The following is a 16152-nucleotide window of genomic DNA, read 5'->3' as shown; positions in this document are numbered from 1 at the left end:
TTCTCAGATCGGAGGTGTCGGGTCACGGCAGCGGGCTCAGAGATGCGAGGGTGGCTAGTTGGCTGCTGTCGAGCACGCCCTGGAAAGCGATCGGATTGGAAATCTCGCCATCCCACTGGTTATCGGGACTGCCGTCGGAGACCGCGGACCCCACATTCAGTGGCCCGGTCGCTGAGATCTCACCGACCGGTAACACATGGCTGACGACCGTCGAGGCATCCGTTATTTGAGCACTCCCGCTGGTCAGCAGCCTGACCTCCTGATTGGTCGCATCCCAGATCCCAGTGACCATCGTCCACGTGCCCGACGCCGCAGGCGCTGTAGTTGAAGCGCAATTCACGACGTCTGCACCCGCCTGGGTGCGGACGCAGAAACGCCAATGTCCGGTGGCCTTTTGCAGATAGAACGCCGAATTCGCGTTCGTCCCGGTACCGGCCTCGGACATGGCGGTGTAGTTGCCGTTCGCTAAGTTCCCGCCATCGAGTTTCAGCCACGCGGATACTGTGAAACTCTTCGTCGTGTCGATCGCAGGTGCCGGCGTCAGCACTGCGGGGCTGCCAGCCGTGTTCGCGGAGACGGTCGGCGAGATAGCAGCCATGTAACCCAACATCGCATCATTCGTGAACCCCAAACAGCTCTGATCAGGAGAGTCGAAGTGGTGACCGTTCGACGGAATGTAGCACCGGTATAGGGGTGCTAGTGGTGTGCCGGCAGGAGCATGAGTATCTCCGGGCTTGTCCCACACGTAGCCGAATCCTTGCGCAGTCGCCCCTGTGCCCTCGCAGGTCGACGAGTTCGAGGTCATGTCACCGGTCGAGAGACCACAGGAGTACAGTTCACGCATTCCATCGTGGGCGCTTCCGAGCGGTATGTACTGCCCGAGAGCGACTTCGAAGTTGTAGCCAGCCGGCGCGAAGCCGTCGCTAATCGCTGCGTCATAGATGCCGTTGTAGTAGCGGGCCAACTCTACGTAACCCGGCAGAGTAATAATCGGGTGCGCCGCCCCCGAAATCGAGTCGTTCACTGACACGTTCGTGCCGGTGCCTATCTTCAGGATCTTTTGAGCGGTCAGCCCTGTGCCGGTAGTGGTGTTTTTATCCGCCACAGATGCACCAATACTGGACAAAGAGGTCATCGGCCATTCATGTCCCTTCGACGCGACAATGTTGGCGTCAGGGCTTGCGTTGATAGTCCGACCTGACGTCACCGATGATGAAGCACTGTTGGAGGCATTTCCGGCGGCGTCGAAACTCACCACCCACAGCGTCGATGTGTCATCCCTCGGTGCAACCGTGATCGACGGCGAGGCACCCGACCCATCTGCGCAGGCGTACCTCATGCCCGTGGTCGGCGCGGCGGTGCATGACGGGGCAGCGCCGAGTACCGGAATCGTCGGCAGAACTGTGTTGGTTGTTGCACTAGTCCAGAAGTACGCGAACGTGACGATGTGATCGGACAATACCGACGTGAACTTGACCGTCATCGGCTGCCCAACCACGTATGGCGCCGAGGACATCACCGTTAGCACAGGCAGCGCGGGGGCGGTGTTATCGACCGTGAAGTAGCACCGGTCGCTCAACGGCCCCCAGTCGGTGTAATCCACCGCCTGGGCGAGCCATGTGTAACGGCCCTCCGGCAACGTGCTAGCCCCGATCTGAACGGATTGAACACCCTGAGCCTGCGACGAGGTGCCGAGGAACCCAAGCCCCAACGGTGCGAACGCATTCTGACCCGTATCGAGGTTGGTGACGAAAAATGCCGCGCCGATGTTCTGCGGGTCAGGGTCCGTTACCGTGGCCCGCAGATTAATGGGCTGATGGCTGTTCAGATAGGCAGGGCTCGCCGCCGTGCCACAGCCCCGCGGTGGGCTGGAGATCGCCAAACCCGTCGGCTTGTTCGGAATCGTGTTGTAGCTCACCGTCAACGACGCCGTCTCGGCGAAGTGCTTTCGTGTCAGCGGATCGGACTCGTTCGCTGCGCGCAAACCGATCTGCAAATCAGACCACCCACCGGCAGCAGCGTTCACCACGCCCTGCACAGCGTTGAAGCCCATGTTCTGGCCGGCGCTGCAGGAACTGCCGTAACTGACCGTCTGCGTGTCCATCAGCGTGTTCCAGGTGTTCGGTTCCTGATTCCAGGTGAACCCCGGCGACGCTGACCCGCTTCCGTACACCCACGCCTGCACTGCGGTGTTCGTGCAACTGTTCGACCACGCCAGATACGTGTTGAATGACGCGCCGAGAATGTGTTTGCCGTTCAAAGCGGCCGTATTGAACTGCCAGAACGCGTGCGACAGATAGTTCGGCGTCGGCCCGGCGTACCCGACAGCCTGGATGCCACCGGAGTTCGCGTTGCCATTCAGATACACCGTGTCGGGGTACGCCCGGTCGGTGAACCAATACGCCTGCGCACCGGTGGACCAGTCAGGGTCGACATACAACGGATACGTGACCTTCTGCGTGTCCACGACATCACCCACGTTCAAGGTCACGTCATCCCCGGTCGCGGCCTGCGCGAGCGGGTGAGCCTCCTCAGCACCCACGGGCCCATCCGGGCCGGAGTTCTTCACCTGGGAGTCCCACCAGATCGGTGCCGACGAAACCGTGCCCGAGGCATCCGCCGCGGCTGCCGCGTTCTGCGCCGCCGCGCCATCTGGCGTCACCCCGAGAGCACTGCCGTCGCTGGGGGTAACTGTCGCGCCGTCCAGGCTCAGCTTCACCTGATCGAGCTGCGGATTCGCCGCCGCCTGCGCCGTCTTCACCACCAGCACCTCCGCCATACCCGCGGCGGTCGAGCTCAAACGCAGATCAACACCGGGAAGCACATTCGGGTAGGTCGCGTCGTTGTCGCTGACCAACGGCGTCGGCAGATTTCCGTAGGGCCACGATTCGGTCAGCCACGAGCCGGGCTGTACCTCGACCTTCGCCATCAGGTTGGTACCACCCTCGGAGAACTCGACCGGCGCTGCGGCCGCAGCAGGCGTCAGCATCCCGTCGGCTCCATAGTTCAAGGAGGAATCGACAGGCACCCAGTCGCCGTCTTGCTGAACACGCACCGGCAACGAGGTCGACTCCAGCGTGAACGACCCATCCGGCTGCGCAGAAACCTGAGCCGTCTCCGACGTCTGCGAATCATCCGCCACCGCATGGTCGTACTTCTCCGCGATCGCCGCCGCCGTTGCCGTATCAGCCGCACGCTGGCCATCCTCCACGTCGGAGCCTGAAGCTGAGTTCGACGATGACGCGGGTGGCGACGGATTTGCTGTACTCGTCGAAATCGGCCCCGCAGTCGGGAAGGGCGTCGAATCCGCATCAGCAGACTCGGCGAAGCCAACCACGAGAATACCTACAGTGAGAACCGAAAGTGCCGTCGAGAAAAGTGAGCGAGCATGCGCCATTAGAGCCCCAAAGTCGTTCTGGTCGAAAGCGGCGTTCGCTCCCGTCCCCCGCCACAGAACATAAGTCACACCGAGGGGCGAATCAAACTCAAGTCCGACTTGAGCCAATTTGGCTCAAGTCCTCAATGACCCCCAGCGTTTTAGAAATCATCCACACTTTCTCAGCGGTCATCGAGGAATCTCGCGCAGGCGCGAAGTAGAAACCCTCCAAGCAATGATGTGAATACTCTCAGAATAAACTCCCAACTTTTTCGCACTCTTTTTGCGTCTATTAGTCCTAGCAAACGGCGTGGGGCCATTGGCGGGACGTCAAGCCCTGAGGCCCGCACCCGCCGAGCCCCGGGGCACGCGCACGAGCGGGCCCCGGGGCTTCTACGATGAGAGCATGAGCAATCTCGAGCGCGACCCCGCCGAAGTGACGGAGTGCTCGAACGCCGAGCCGCTAGCCGACATACAGGTACTCGAGCCCCGCGAGGTGCCCCTCGGCGGCCCCCGCGCGATGACCGTGCGGCGAACGCTGCCGAGCAAGCAGCGCAGCCTCATCGGGGCGTGGTGCTTTCTCGACCACTACGGCCCCGAAACGGTGGCGGCGACCGGCGGAATGCGCGTGCCACCGCATCCGCACACCGGGCTGCAGACCGTGTCGTGGCTGTTCGAGGGCGAGATCGAGCACCGCGACAGCGTGGGCAGCCACGCCATCGTGCGGCCGGGCGAGCTCAACCTCATGACGGCGGGGCGCGGAATCAGCCATTCCGAGGTGTCGACACCCGAGACCACTCTGCTGCACGGCGCCCAGCTCTGGGTGGCGCTGCCGGAGGCCGAGCGGCACCGGCTGCCGTCGTTCGAGAGCCACGTTTCGCAGAAGGTCGAGGTGGGCGACGCGCGCATCCAGGTGTTCATGGGCCGGCTGGCAGGCGTCGAGGCTGAGGCGCTGATGCTCACCGAGCTCGTCGCCGCGCAGATCGACCTGCCCGCCGGCGGTACGGTCGAGCTCGACGTGACGGCCTCTCACGAACACGGGGTTCTGGTCGATTCGGGCCGGGTGAGCATCCTGAACCGCGTCGTCGAGCAGCACGAGCTCGCGTATCTGGCACCCGGATGCCCGACCCTCACCCTGAGCGCCGGCGACGAGCCGGTGCGGCTGCTGCTCATCGGCGGCGAGCCGCTCGGCGAGAAGATTCTGATGTGGTGGAACTTCGTCGGCCGCACCCACGAAGAGGTCGTGAGCTACCGCGCGGCCTGGCAGGCCGAGGCGCTCGGCGAGCCCGGCACGGCCACTCCCGCGGGCCTCGAAGACCTCTTCGTGCCCACCCTCCCCGGCACCGAGCACTTCTACGAAGGCGGCCCGCTCCCTGCCCCCGCCCTACCCACCGTTCGCCTCAAGCCCCGCCCCTGAACATCCAGCTTGCGCAGATGCACCGAAAAACCGAGGGGTCGGTGCTTCTGCGCAAAATGGGCGTGCGACCGGAACGGCCGCCTGGGCATAGCCGAGGGTTACTGCAGGCCCGAGGTGAGGCGCGCGAGGTTGTCGAGAATGGTGGAGCGCAGCGGCTGCCGCTCCCACTCGGCCAGCGTCAGCTCGCGGCTCTGCGCGCGGTAGCCGTCTTCGACGACGCGCAGGTCGCGCACGAAGGATGCCCCGCGAACCATCATCGACACCTCCATGTTGAGGCTGAACGAGCGGATGTCCATGTTCGACGACCCGATCACCGCCACGTCGTCGTCGATGGTGAAGTGCTTGGCGTGCAGGATGTACGGGGCCTTGTACATCCAGATCTGCACGCCCGCGCGAAGCAGCGCCTCGTAGTACGAGCGCTGGGCGTGGTACACCAGAGCCTGGTCGCCGATCTCCGACACGAACAGTTGCACCTCGACGCCGCGCTGCGTGGCCGTGGTGATGGCGTACAGCATCGAGTCGTCGGGCACGAAGTACGGCGAGGTGATGATGATGCGCTCTTGCGCGTAGTAGAGCAGCGCCAAGAACAGTCGCAGGTTGTTCTCACCGTCGAACCCGGGGCCGCTCGGCACCACCTGGCAGTCGAGCGCGTCTTCGCTCTCGAACACCACGCCGGGCGTAATCGCCTCGGTCTCGCGCACGAGCAGCTCGTTGGTCTCGCTGTACCAGTCCGTGATGAAAATGGCGTTGAGCCCGTTCACAATGGGGCCCTGCACGCGGGTCATGATGTCTTTCCACTGCAGCCCGCGGCGACGGTTGCTGCGCTTGTTGTAGCTGCGGTCGATCATGTTCTGCGACCCCATGTACCCGATGCGCCCGTCGATCACGAGCACCTTGCGGTGGTTACGCAGGTCGGGCCGCTGCCACTTACCCTTCAGCGGCTGCACCGGAATCATGAAGTTCCAGCTCACGCCGATCTTCTTGAGCTGCCGCACGGTCTTGCGGTGTCCGGGTGAGCGAATGGATGCCACGTGGTCGAGCAGCACGCGCACCGTGACCCCGCGCTGCACAGCCCGCTCGAGCGCGTCGAAGAAATGGGCCGTCACCGTGTCGTACGACATGATGTAGAACTCGCAGTGCACGAACCGCGTCGCCGTATTGACGTCAGCCGTCATCTCGGCGATGGATTGCGCGTAATCCCCGATCAGCCTCGCCTTATTGCCGCCGACCAGCGGCATCGCCCCGAGCCGGCGGTTCAGTTCGACGACCGAGCGCAACCACGCGGGCCACGGATGATCGTTCGAGACCTGATCGATACCTTCAGTGGTCTCGATAATGAAGTCGTTGATCGCCTGCTGTTTGTCACGCCGTTTTTTCGGCAGCTTGTAGCTGCCGATGATGAGAAAAACGATCAGGCCGAGGTAGGGAATCAAGAAGATGGCGAGCAGCCAGGCCATCGCCGAACTGGGCCGCCGGTTGCGCGGCACAACGATGATGGCGGTGATTCGCACGCCGAGGTCGAACAAAAACAGCAGAACGATGACGATGGCAACCATCTCAGACCCGTCGATGGGTTGCACCTTCCGTTGACGCCACGACCTACCTCAGTGCGCTGCAGAGGGCACTCCCTTTACCGTATCGCGTCACAGGAATCTCATAAGCCGCATACGGCGCGGGTCAGTGGCGAAACGGGTCGTACGTCTGCCAATCCACGGTTCGGCCGAGCTGCGAAACGAAGGAACGAGGAGTGGGCACCGCGGCCGTGAACGGCGGCGGATCATCCGGAACCAGCCCGGCGCGCAGAATCAGCGCATCGACGATGACGCTGGTCGAGCTCGGCCAGGCGTTGCCTCTGGTCGCCTGCTTGCCCCAGAGCGCCAGAGTTCCCGGGCCGGTGAAGGGCTGTGTGAGAGGTTCCGCACCGTCGAACGCCATGCTCCAGTCGTTGGTATCGGGCCAGCCGAGATCGAAGAAGCCTTGCTCCCGTCGTTGGCCCCCGGCGATGGTCAGCAGGGCATAGGCGTAAAGCACGGTGTCGCCAGCAGCGACCGGAATGTCGATCTGCACCAGCCCGCGCTGCCAGTCACCCTGTACCTCGTTGGTGCCCTTGGCCGGTCGCGAACTCGTCACCGCGATGTACGACGTGCGCTGCCAGATGTTGATCGGCAGAGTGGCCGAACGTACCGGCACTTCGATGGTCGTGGCGGGCCCGAGGTAGGTGTATCCGGTCATTTCGGCCCATGCCCGAATGTCATGACGAAGTCGACTCCGACTGCAGAAGGCACGGAAGGCGTGAGCGCGACCGACTGCGCGGGGTCGAACTGGGGGTCGGGCGCATAACCGGCCGGCGGCCCGACGAGCATCCCGGGCAGCAGTGACGGACGGAGCTGCCACGTGGGGCCGAACGGCACTCCGTCGATCTCGTATGCGACCATCCACTTGTCGCCGGAGAGCGCCGGAGTCGACGAATATCCGGCCGCCGACTCGTCGAAAGAGGTGCTGCCGAACCCGCCCGGTGTCGGCGGCGGCGTCGACACGAACTGCCCCGCGGCGATGCGGAACATCGGTTGACCGCCGACGAGCACCGCCTGAGCCGGGTCTCCGAACTCGCGCGACCACGAAATGATGCCGAGGATCTTCGAGCTGATCGGATCGCTCAGCACCTGGGCCGAGTAGCTGAAGGCGTTCAGGGTGCCCGAGTCGCCCTGCGCGGCTATTCGCACTCTGAGCTGCAGCGTGCCGTCGGGGGCGGTCTCGACCACGGCACTGTCGGTGGCGAAGACGAAGTCGCTGTTCTCATCGCTGAGCGACGCGAGCGCCGTCGTGACCGTGGATTGGAAGTAGGGAGTCGTGGCGACGCCCAGATGCACAATGACGTCTTCGCGGTCGAGATCGCCGTTCGAGGTCCAGTCGCAGCCGGCTATGCCGCTGAAGAAGAGCAACTGCCGCGGGGTATACCCGACGAAGACACTGAAGTACGAGGGAGTCGTTACTCCCTTGGGCGGAATGCTCGAGGCATCCAGTTCTATGACCATTTCTGAACCGCCTCACGACGAACGCAGAAGAGCCGACCCGCCCGTGGGGTGAAGGCTCAGAACTGAGGAAGGCTACAGCCCGCGCTTGGCCCGTTCTTCGGCCTCGTACTTCGCAAGCACCTTGCGCTCGGTCTTATCGGCACGAAACACCGCGCGCATGATGAACCAGAAGAGCAGCCCGACCGCGATCATCGGAAACAGCGCGGAGAAGTCAGCCCAGAAGTCCATGATGACCTCTACTGTACGCCGATCATCCGCGAGCCGTCATCATGTTGACGACCGCACGGTTCGACCGTCGACCTCAGTGCGATTTGGTGATGAAATCGACGAACCCCACGACAAGAAACGTCAGGCCCACGCCCGCCACGACGAGGCGCGCGGCGATGAGGCGCTGGCGCTTCTGCTTCTCTTCGGCGGCCTTTTCTTCGGGGGTCTTCTCGACGCCGTCGTCGTCAGGAGGGCCGCCCAGCCCCAAGAAACTCACTACTTCACCAACGGAAAGAGAATGGTCTCGCGAATGCCGAGCCCGGTGAGGGCCATCAGCAGCCGGTCGATGCCCATGCCGAGACCGCCCGAGGGTGGCATTCCGAACTCGAGCGCCCGCAAGAAGTCTTCGTCGAGACGCATCGCCTCGTCGTCTCCTGCCGCGCCGAGGCGAGCCTGCTCGATGAAGCGCTCGCGCTGGATGACCGGATCGACCAGCTCGGAGTACGCCGTCGCCAGCTCGAACCCGCGAATGTACAGATCCCACTTCTCGACAACTCCCGGAATCGAGCGGTGTGCGCGGGTGAGCGGGCTGGTCTCGACGGGAAAGTCCATCACGAAGGTCGGCCGCACCAGGTCGCCCTTCACGAAGTGCTCCCAGAGCTCTTCGACGTACTTGCCGTGATTCGCCAGGTGCACCTCGACGCCCTCGGCCTCGGCGAGTGCCTTGAGTTCGTCGAGGCCCGTCTCGGGAGTGATGAGGATGCCCGCGGCCGCGCTCAGCGACTCGTACATGCTGATGCGATCCCAGTCGCCGCCGAGGTCGTACTCTGTGCCGTCGGCCCAGGTCACGACGTGTGATCCGGCGACCTCGAGCGCAGCGTTCTGAATGAGCGTCTGCGTCAGCTCGGCCATGGTGTTGTAGTCGCCGTACGCCTCGTAGGCCTCGAGCATGGCGAACTCGGGGCTGTGCGTGGAGTCGGCGCCCTCGTTGCGAAAGTTGCGGTTGATCTCGAACACCCGGTCGATGCCGCCGACCACGGCGCGCTTCAAAAAGAGTTCGGGCGCGATGCGCAGGTAGAGCTCGGTGTCGAACGCATTGCTGTGCGTCGAGAACGGGCGCGCCGAAGCACCGCCGTGCATCGTCTGAAGCATGGGCGTCTCGATCTCGATGAAGGCGCGGTCGGCGAAGGTCTTGCGCAGGCTCGCCACCGCGGCCGCGCGGGTGCGCACCATGACGCGAGCCTCGTCGCGCACGATGAGGTCGAGGTAACGACTGCGCATGCGCGTCTCTTCGCTGAGCTCGGAGTGCAGGTTCGGCAGCGGCAGCAGCGCCTTCGAGGCGATCTGCCACTCGGTGACCATCACGGAGAGTTCGCCCCGGCGCGACGAGATGACCTCGCCGCTCACGAACAGGTGGTCACCGAGGTCGACGAACTCCTTGAATGCGGCAAGCGATTCGTCACCCACGGCGGCCAGCGAGACCATGGCCTGAATGCGCGTGCCGTCGCCCGACTGCAGCGACACGAAGCACAGCTTTCCGGTGTTGCGCAGGTGCACCACGCGCCCGGCCACGCCGACGGTCTCGCCCGAGACCTCGTCGGCCACGAGGTGTGCCCACTTCGCACGCACGGCAGGAATAGTGGTGGTCACCGGCACCGCGACGGGGTAGGCCTCGAGGCCGGTCTCGAGCATCCGCTCGCGCTTGGCCATGCGGATGACCTGCTGCTCGTTCGCGGCAGCGGCCTCTGCGGCTTCTTCGGCGGCGCGCTCTTCGGCGGCGGCATCGCTCGCGGTGGCCTCGGCCGCGCGGGCGGCCTCACTCAGCTCGGCGTTGGCCGGTGGCTGGGCGAACGGATGCCCGGCGGTGGGGCCTGCGGGCGTGGCGCCCTGCTCGGGGCTCGTGCCTGCGGGCGTGGCGCCCAGCTTCGGGTTCTCGTCCGCGGGGGCGGCGCTCTCGTCGGCGGGATGTTCGGGGTTGCTGCTCATGCGGCGGGTACTCCTTGAAGTCGCCCCAAGTTTACGCGAGCAGCGCGCCCGCTCGTCCGCACTCCATTTTGCGCACAAGCACTCAAGAATCGCGTTTTCGGTGCATGTGCGCAAAACGGAATGGGCTGACACCCACCCAACAGGGCGGGGGCAGGGGGCGGGGGTCAGCCGAGGTAGACGGTTTCGTTGTCTATGAGGCGGGTGGAGCCGACGCGGGCGGCGACGAGAACGGTGGCCTTGCCGTGGTAGCCGTCGTCGACGGGAAGGAAGGTCGCGGGGTTCACCACGGAGAGGTACTCGAGCTCGACGAGCGGCTCGCCCATGCTGGCCGCCTGAGCTGCCGCGATGACGCCATCGATGCCGCTGTCGGCGGCGGATTCCGCGGCCTCGAGCGTGTGCGAGAGCACCCGGGCGGCGAGCCGTTCGCGCTCGTCGAGAAAGCGGTTGCGGCTCGAAAGGGCGAGGCCGTCGTCTTCACGCACGGTCTCGACGACCTCGACCGTCACCGGAATGTTCAGGTCGGCCACCATGCGGCTCACGACGAAGACCTGCTGGGCATCCTTCTGTCCGAAGAGCACAGCGTCGGGCTGCACGATGTTCAGCAGCTTGTTCACGACGACGAGCACGCCGTCGAAGTGGCCGGCACGGCTGCGGCCCTCGAGCAGATTGCCCACGTTGCCCGCAGAGACCTTCGTCTGGGTCTTGCCGTCGGGGTACATCTCGGCCACGCTCGGGGCGAACACGATGACGGGAGCGGCGCTGATGTGCGCGCCCGGGCCACCTGCCGCGGCGGCCGAATTCGCCTCGTGGATCGCGGCGTCGATCGTGGCGAGGTCGGCCTCGACGTCGCGCGGGTAGCGCTCGAGGTCTTCGGCCTCGTTGAACTGCAGCGGGTTGACGAAGATCGACACGACCACCACATCGGCGATCTCTCGAGCGCGGGCCAGCAGGGCGAGGTGCCCGGCGTGCAGCGCTCCCATGGTCGGCACGAGTGCCACGCGCACGGGGCCATCGGATGCCCGGGTCAGCGCCTCTCGTTCGGCCTCCGCCCCTGGCGCCTCGGTGAGCCCCTCGACGCCGAAATCGGCCCCGACAACGGCGCGGGCATCCTGAGCGTTCTGCTTGGCGCGGGCGATCTGGTGGCGCACGTCAGCGATCGTGACAGCGAGTGTCGGCACGGGTTCTCCTTCTCTGCGCGAAGCACTCATTGCTTCGCGGGCCGCTGCCTCGAGCGGCCTCACGTCGGGTCGAGCGTGCCGGGTCGCTGCCGGGCATCCGGTTTTGCGACCAGCACGCCGCACCACCCGATGTTACTCGCTGCCCACTCGCTTCTTTCCCCGCTCCTTACCAATCGAGAGGGCGTTTTCTCTCCAAAACCCAAGATTATGGGAGAGAAATCGCCCTCTCGATTGGCGGGGAGGGTCAGGCGCCCGGCGGCAGCAGGGCGTCGGGGCCGAGACCCAGGGCGTCGGAGCCGAGGCCGAAGGCGTCGCCGGCGGATGCCCGCTGCAGAGCATTCTCGACCGAAGACCGCACGAGCGGGGCGAGCACGCGCCCCGGCGACGGCACGCCGATCGAGCTCAGGATGCCCGTGGCCTGGTCGACGATGGCCGTCGAGAAGGTTGTGGCAGTCTCGATCGCTTCGGCGTAGGCCGCCCGATCGCGCTCCGCGATCACCACGGGCTCTCCCCCCATCTCCACCACGAGCGCCTGCCCGATGGGCAGCACCGGAGCCGGAGCCGTGACGGCGAAGTACGTTCCGGCGAGCCGCGCGACGTCGATGCTCGACCCCGTGAACGCCATCGCCGGGTGAAGCGCGAGCGGAATCGCACCGGCCGCGAGAGCCGGGGCGAGCACCCCGATTCCGAACCCGGGCGCCGTGTGCACCACGAGCTGTCCGGGCTGCCACGCGCCGGTCGCCGCCAGCCCCTCCACCAACGCAGCAAGCTCCTCTGAGGGCACGGCGATCAGCACGAGTTCGCTGCGCTCGATGAGCGAGGGGATGTCGAGGATCGGGGCCCCCGGAAGCATCACCTCTGCGCGCTCCCGACTGGCCTCCGACACTGCGGCGACCCCGATGATCGCGTGCCCGGCGCCGGCGAGAGCGGCACCCAGTACCGGACCCACTCGCCCCGCGCCGATGATCCCGATTCCGAGCCGCCCCGACCTCTGCTGCGCGGGCCGCGCTCCGAGCGGCTGCTGCCCGAATGGCTGCTGCTGCCCGAACGGCTGCTGCCCGGATGGATGCTGCCCGCTCATGCGTGCCGCCCCACTCGCGCCAGCGGAGCGCCATGCAGCCCGCCGGGGCCCTCGATGCGACCGGCTGAGTCCGCGGTTCCTGTCGCTTCTGTCGTTCCCGTCGCTCCTCCAGCGTTCCCCGCAGCCACAGCCGCCGTCGCCAATGGCGTCGATACGGCCTCCTCCGCATCCATCGCCGCGCCGAGCTCGCCCAGCGCCACCGCCGGCAGCGTCGACAGGCCCTCCTCGGCATCCGCCACCGCAGCCGCGGCACCCGACGCCGGCCCCGCAGCCGCCTCGGCCGGCCCCGCAGCCGCGTCAGCAGCAGGCGCAGGCTCCGCCCAGCGGTGCGACCCGTCGGCGGCCGCCGCCGCGACCGTCGCGGCCGAGAGGGATTCGAACGCCGAGACGGCGAGCCCGCGATCGATGACGCCCAAACTGGCCCGAACGGGCCCGGCGATGGTATTGAAGTGCAGGGCGGCGAGTCCGAGCATCCGCCTCACCGGGCCTTGCGCAACGTGCAGGCTCTGCAACCGGGCCAGCGGCACCACCATGAGCCGGCGCCAGAAGAACCCCGACCGCAGCAGCACCGCGTCGGTCGTGGTCGCGTATCCGGTGCGCCGCCAGGAGAACGGACGCAGCACCACGGCCCGCAGGGGTGCGTCGGCGAAGCCCGCCCCGTGCGAGGCCGAGAGCCCGCCGACCACGAGTGCGCGCGTCTCGGCCCCGGCCAATCCGGGCAGTACCAGCCCGAGCACGGTCGAGACATCGGATGCCCGGCCGACCGGTAGCAACAACGTGTGATGCTGCCCGGCCGACCCGTGCGACGACGCGTGCCCGGCGCGGTTGATGCGGATCATCCACCACCCGAACGGCCGCCACAGAATCGGCTGCGTGACTTCGAGGGCGTGGATGCGGCCGGGCGGCAGCGTGTCGTTGCTGGTCGTGAGCAGCCCGAATCCTACGCGCACACCGTCGGGCGTCGCCGCGATGGAGTACCGCGCCGACTTGGTGAAGCGCCGCACGTAGAAGCCCAGCGAACCGAGCAGGCTCGGCAGCAGCAGGAACAACACCAGCGCGTGGTGCACCCACGTCGACGAGAGGATGAGCGCCGCCACCACGAGCAGCAAGAACACCGTGAACTCGCTCAGCACCAGCGAGCCGAGCAGGCGCAGTGGGGGTATTTTCACCACCGACTCCGGCGGCGCGACGTCAGGATGCAGTTCGGGCGCAAGCAGCTCGTTCAGCCGCCGGTTGACGAGCCCGGGAGCGTCGGCGACGGCGGAGGCGGAGGCCACGGCGCCCGCCTCCTGCGCCTGAATACCGGATGCCCGCATCAAGATCTCGCGCCGCAACTCTTCGACCTGCCCCGACCCGAGGTACGCCAGGTCGACCTTCGCGTCTTGGCCGGCCACGCTCAGCTCGATCTTCGCCGCACCGAACAGCCGCGCGAAGAACGGCCGGGTGATGTGGATGCCCTGAATCCTGTCGAGCCGGGCCTGTCGGTTGTGGCGAAACAGTATTCCGCTGCGCACCTCGACGGCATCGGCGCTGATGCGGAAGGTGTGCATGCGCCACGCCACCGAGAACGCGACGATGGAGAGAATCAGCACTCCCGCGATGATGAGCAGTGCGATGCCGGTCTGCCCGTGGTCGTACACCAGCGCGACGATGTCGCCGCCGTCGCCGGGGCCTGGCCCGCCGCCGGGGCCTGGCCCGGGGTCGGGACTCGACGGCAGAAAGAGGTCGACGAGCCGCTCGCGCAGGTTCGCCAGAATGAAGCCCAGAATCGCAATCAGCGCGAAGCCGCCCTTGAGCAGCGGCGAGGCCCAATACAGCCGGTGCCACTCGCCGTCGGCGAGCCGCCCGGCGCCGGCGCTCGCGCGCGGGGGCGGGATGCTCGCCGCACCCGCCGCTCCCTGAGCCGGCTCGCCTAGCGCGCCGCCCGGCGCACCCGCCGCACCCTGCGCCGGCTCGCTCACAGCCCGGTCCTCCGCGTCTCAGCGAGCGCCACGAGCCGGTCGCGCAGCGCATCGGCGTCGGCCTCCGGCAGCCCCGGAATCGACACCGCCGTCGTCGCCGCAGCGGTCACGAACTTGAGATCGCTCAGCCCGAGCGCTCGCGCCAGCGGCCCGCGATTCACGTCGATGAGCTGCATGCGACCATAGGGCACCGCGACGATGCGAAAGAACATGATCCCTCGGCGCATGAGCAAGTCGTCGGCACGAAGCTGGTAGCCGATCGCGCGGGCCCGCCGGGGCGCCACGACGAGCAAGACGATCATGATGACGATCGAGGCCCCGAGCATCCACCAGCCGAACCACCAGCCCACCACCACGATGAAGAAGACGCTGATCGCCGAGAGAATCACGCCCGTGATGATCGACGCGGCGATCTCGACAGCGACGTACTTCGGGCTGACCCGCATCCATTCGCCGTCGGCCAGAAGTGCGCCAGACAGCCGCCGCGAATCAGAGGTTTCGCTCACCTGCTCAGCTTAACCGGCGGTCGGGCAGCGGTTCCCGAAGGTCTGGATCTTTGTCTTCGGGCGGAAGCGTGCAGAGTTTCTCGGCGACGAGGCCGCAGGCGAGCAGAATGGCGCCCGCAACGGCCGCGGCGATGCTGGTCCACAGTGACGAGACGGCCGGCACGACCGAACGCGACAACAGGTACACCACGATGCCGAGGCCGAACCCGGCGATGAGCGAGCCCACCATGCTCGAGGCCTTTGCCAGCACGGCGACCCGCATCGCCCGGAACGGGTTGATCGGGTTCGGGTTCGTACCGCGGATGGCCCGGGCGATAGGCACAGCCAACACCACCACGATCGCCCCCGCGGCGACGAGCGTGATCGACAACGACAGCGGAAGCGAGATGATCGGCTGCCCTGCGGAGGCCAGCCCGATCTCGAGAAAGAACCCGATCAGGGCGCCCGGAATACCCAGCAGCACCAGGGTCAGCGGCCGCGTGCGCTTCATCGCGACCACCGCGAATACAGACGAGGGCTCTCGTAGGTCGCCGCGAGCAGCGTGGCGATGGGCCCGCGCCCCGGCAGTTCGGCGTTCGGCTCGATCTCGTGCCAGGGAGCGAGCACGAAGGCGCGTTCGTAGGCACGCGGATGCGGCAACGTCAGCGTCTCATCGTGCTGCTGCAGCCCGGCGAACGTGATGATGTCGAGGTCGATCGTGCGGTCGCCCCAGCGCTCGGCGCGCACCCGGTCGTGCGCCTCTTCGATCGAATTGAGCACCCGCAGCAGCGCGTGCGGGTCGAGCGTGGTGTGCACCGTCATCACGGCGTTGAGGTAGGCCGGGGCACTGAGGTCGACGCCATCGGGCTTGAGGGCATCCGTCTCGTAGAGACTCGAAACGCTGTCGACCACGATGCCGCCGGTGTCGGCCAGCTCGCCGACCGCGGCACGCAGGGTGGCCTCGCGGTCGCCGAGGTTGCTGCCGAGCGCGATGGTCGCGGGCAGGCCCGACGACGCTTTGTCTTTGGTCACTCCCGGCTCCTCGTGATGGTGATCGACACGTCGGTGAACGGCACGCCGATCGGGGCTTCGGGCTTGTGCACCGTGACGCGCACCTTCTGCGCGACGTCGTGCGCCAGAACGACCTGCGCCACTCGCTCGGCGAGAGTCTCGATGAGGTCGACGGGTTCGCCGGCAACCGCCTCGTTCACCTCGACGGCCAGCTCGCCGTAGTGCAGCGTCTGGGCGAGATCGTCGTCGGCCGCGGCACCGACGGTGTCGAGCCACACCGTCAGATCGACCACAAACGGTTGCCCGTCGCGGCGTTCGAAGTCGAAGACTCCGTGGTTCGCCTGCACGAGCAGGCCGGTCAGTGTCAGGGAGTCGGGTTCATCGGGCACAATTCGCACCCTAGCGGATGCCCGTG

Annotated in this window: 15 protein-coding genes; 1 reads left to right on the top strand and 14 read right to left on the bottom strand. The window is 66.4% G+C overall.

All coding sequences use genetic code 11. The annotated features are described in order from the left end of the window. Positions 1 to 22: 22 nt before the first annotated feature. Entirely contained in the window at positions 23 to 3211 is a 3189-nt protein-coding gene (locus LQ955_RS19240) for a LamG domain-containing protein (RefSeq protein ID WP_231026075.1), read from the bottom strand. 571 nt (positions 3212 to 3782) lie between these two features. Between LQ955_RS19240 and LQ955_RS19235 the strand changes: the two genes are divergently transcribed. After that, a complete protein-coding gene (locus tag LQ955_RS19235) occupies positions 3783 to 4793 on the top strand; it encodes a pirin family protein (protein ID WP_231026074.1) in 1011 nt (336 codons plus the stop codon). A 98-nt stretch (positions 4794 to 4891) separates the two neighbouring features. On the opposite strand, the gene cls is transcribed toward LQ955_RS19235, so the two are convergent. The 13 genes from cls to folB all read right to left on the bottom strand — a co-directional run bounded on the left by cls (position 4892) and on the right by folB (position 16126). After that, positions 4892 to 6349 (bottom strand): cardiolipin synthase, encoded by a 1458-nt coding sequence (gene cls, locus LQ955_RS19230; protein WP_231026073.1) that lies wholly within the window; start codon positions 6347 to 6349, stop codon positions 4892 to 4894. Between the two features lie 121 nt (positions 6350 to 6470). After that, positions 6471 to 7025 (bottom strand): hypothetical protein, encoded by a 555-nt coding sequence (locus tag LQ955_RS19225; protein WP_231026072.1) that lies wholly within the window; start codon positions 7023 to 7025, stop codon positions 6471 to 6473. Continuing rightward, positions 7022 to 7828, bottom strand: coding sequence for a hypothetical protein (locus tag LQ955_RS19220; RefSeq protein ID WP_231026071.1), 807 nt, complete (start codon positions 7826 to 7828; stop codon positions 7022 to 7024). Before LQ955_RS19220 ends, LQ955_RS19225 begins: the two co-directional genes overlap by 4 nt. 72 nt (positions 7829 to 7900) lie before the next feature. Further along, on the bottom strand, positions 7901 to 8056 hold the full coding sequence (locus LQ955_RS19215; RefSeq protein WP_231026070.1) for a hypothetical protein: 156 nt from the start codon (positions 8054 to 8056) through the stop codon (positions 7901 to 7903). A 73-nt stretch (positions 8057 to 8129) separates the two neighbouring features. Next, positions 8130 to 8312 carry a nucleolar 14 family protein gene (locus LQ955_RS19210; protein WP_231026069.1) on the bottom strand — a complete coding sequence of 61 codons (183 nt, stop codon included), beginning with the start codon at positions 8310 to 8312 and terminating at the stop codon, positions 8130 to 8132. Further along, positions 8312 to 10021 (bottom strand): lysine--tRNA ligase, encoded by a 1710-nt coding sequence (gene lysS / locus LQ955_RS19205; RefSeq protein WP_231026068.1) that lies wholly within the window; start codon positions 10019 to 10021, stop codon positions 8312 to 8314. Before lysS ends, LQ955_RS19210 begins: the two co-directional genes overlap by 1 nt. A gap of 164 nt (positions 10022 to 10185) precedes the next feature. Further along, positions 10186 to 11049, bottom strand: a complete 864-nt coding sequence (locus LQ955_RS19200; RefSeq protein ID WP_449342979.1) for a 4-phosphopantoate--beta-alanine ligase — start codon at positions 11047 to 11049, stop codon at positions 10186 to 10188. A gap of 394 nt (positions 11050 to 11443) precedes the next feature. Further along, the gene (locus LQ955_RS19195; protein ID WP_231026066.1) at positions 11444 to 12280 is read right to left on the bottom strand and encodes a Rossmann-like and DUF2520 domain-containing protein; all 837 of its coding nucleotides are present in this window, start codon (positions 12278 to 12280) and stop codon (positions 11444 to 11446) included. After that, complete coding sequence (locus LQ955_RS19190) at positions 12277 to 14241, bottom strand: PH domain-containing protein (RefSeq protein WP_231026065.1); 1965 nt, start codon at positions 14239 to 14241, stop codon at positions 12277 to 12279. The genes LQ955_RS19195 and LQ955_RS19190 overlap by 4 nt, the downstream gene beginning before the upstream one ends. Then, a complete protein-coding gene (locus LQ955_RS19185) occupies positions 14238 to 14687 on the bottom strand; it encodes a PH domain-containing protein (RefSeq protein ID WP_231028202.1) in 450 nt (149 codons plus the stop codon). Before LQ955_RS19185 ends, LQ955_RS19190 begins: the two co-directional genes overlap by 4 nt. 64 nt (positions 14688 to 14751) lie before the next feature. Further along, positions 14752 to 15237, bottom strand: coding sequence for a DUF3180 domain-containing protein (locus LQ955_RS19180; RefSeq protein WP_231026064.1), 486 nt, complete (start codon positions 15235 to 15237; stop codon positions 14752 to 14754). Beyond that, entirely contained in the window at positions 15234 to 15758 is a 525-nt protein-coding gene (gene folK / locus LQ955_RS19175) for a 2-amino-4-hydroxy-6-hydroxymethyldihydropteridine diphosphokinase (RefSeq protein WP_231026063.1), read from the bottom strand. Before folK ends, LQ955_RS19180 begins: the two co-directional genes overlap by 4 nt. Further along, entirely contained in the window at positions 15755 to 16126 is a 372-nt protein-coding gene (gene folB / locus LQ955_RS19170; protein ID WP_231026062.1) for a dihydroneopterin aldolase, read from the bottom strand. Before folB ends, folK begins: the two co-directional genes overlap by 4 nt. Positions 16127 to 16152 lie beyond the last annotated feature (26 nt).

Source organism: Subtercola endophyticus, assembly GCF_021044565.1.
In the GTDB taxonomy this organism is placed as follows: Bacteria; Actinomycetota; Actinomycetes; order Actinomycetales; family Microbacteriaceae; genus Subtercola; species Subtercola endophyticus.
The sequence above is the reverse complement of the archived record's forward strand: the minus strand, read 5'-3'. Positions and strand labels throughout refer to the sequence as shown.

What these genes read in the sequence shown, in the direction of transcription:
- LQ955_RS19235 (WP_231026074.1), top strand. Translation starts at nt 3,783, where the DNA reads ATGAGCAATCTCGAGCGCGACCCCGCCGAAGTGACGGAGTGCTCGAAC.
- cls (WP_231026073.1), bottom strand. Translation starts at nt 6,349, where the DNA reads ATGGTTGCCATCGTCATCGTTCTGCTGTTTTTGTTCGACCTCGGCGTG.
- LQ955_RS19225 (WP_231026072.1), bottom strand. Translation starts at nt 7,025, where the DNA reads ATGACCGGATACACCTACCTCGGGCCCGCCACGACCATCGAAGTGCCG.
- LQ955_RS19220 (WP_231026071.1), bottom strand. Translation starts at nt 7,828, where the DNA reads ATGGTCATAGAACTGGATGCCTCGAGCATTCCGCCCAAGGGAGTAACG.
- LQ955_RS19215 (WP_231026070.1), bottom strand. Translation starts at nt 8,056, where the DNA reads ATGGACTTCTGGGCTGACTTCTCCGCGCTGTTTCCGATGATCGCGGTC.
- lysS (WP_231026068.1), bottom strand. Translation starts at nt 10,021, where the DNA reads ATGAGCAGCAACCCCGAACATCCCGCCGACGAGAGCGCCGCCCCCGCG.
- LQ955_RS19195 (WP_231026066.1), bottom strand. Translation starts at nt 12,280, where the DNA reads ATGAGCGGGCAGCATCCATCCGGGCAGCAGCCGTTCGGGCAGCAGCAG.
- LQ955_RS19185 (WP_231028202.1), bottom strand. Translation starts at nt 14,687, where the DNA reads ATGCGGGTCAGCCCGAAGTACGTCGCTGTCGAGATCGCCGCGTCGATC.
- LQ955_RS19180 (WP_231026064.1), bottom strand. Translation starts at nt 15,237, where the DNA reads ATGAAGCGCACGCGGCCGCTGACCCTGGTGCTGCTGGGTATTCCGGGC.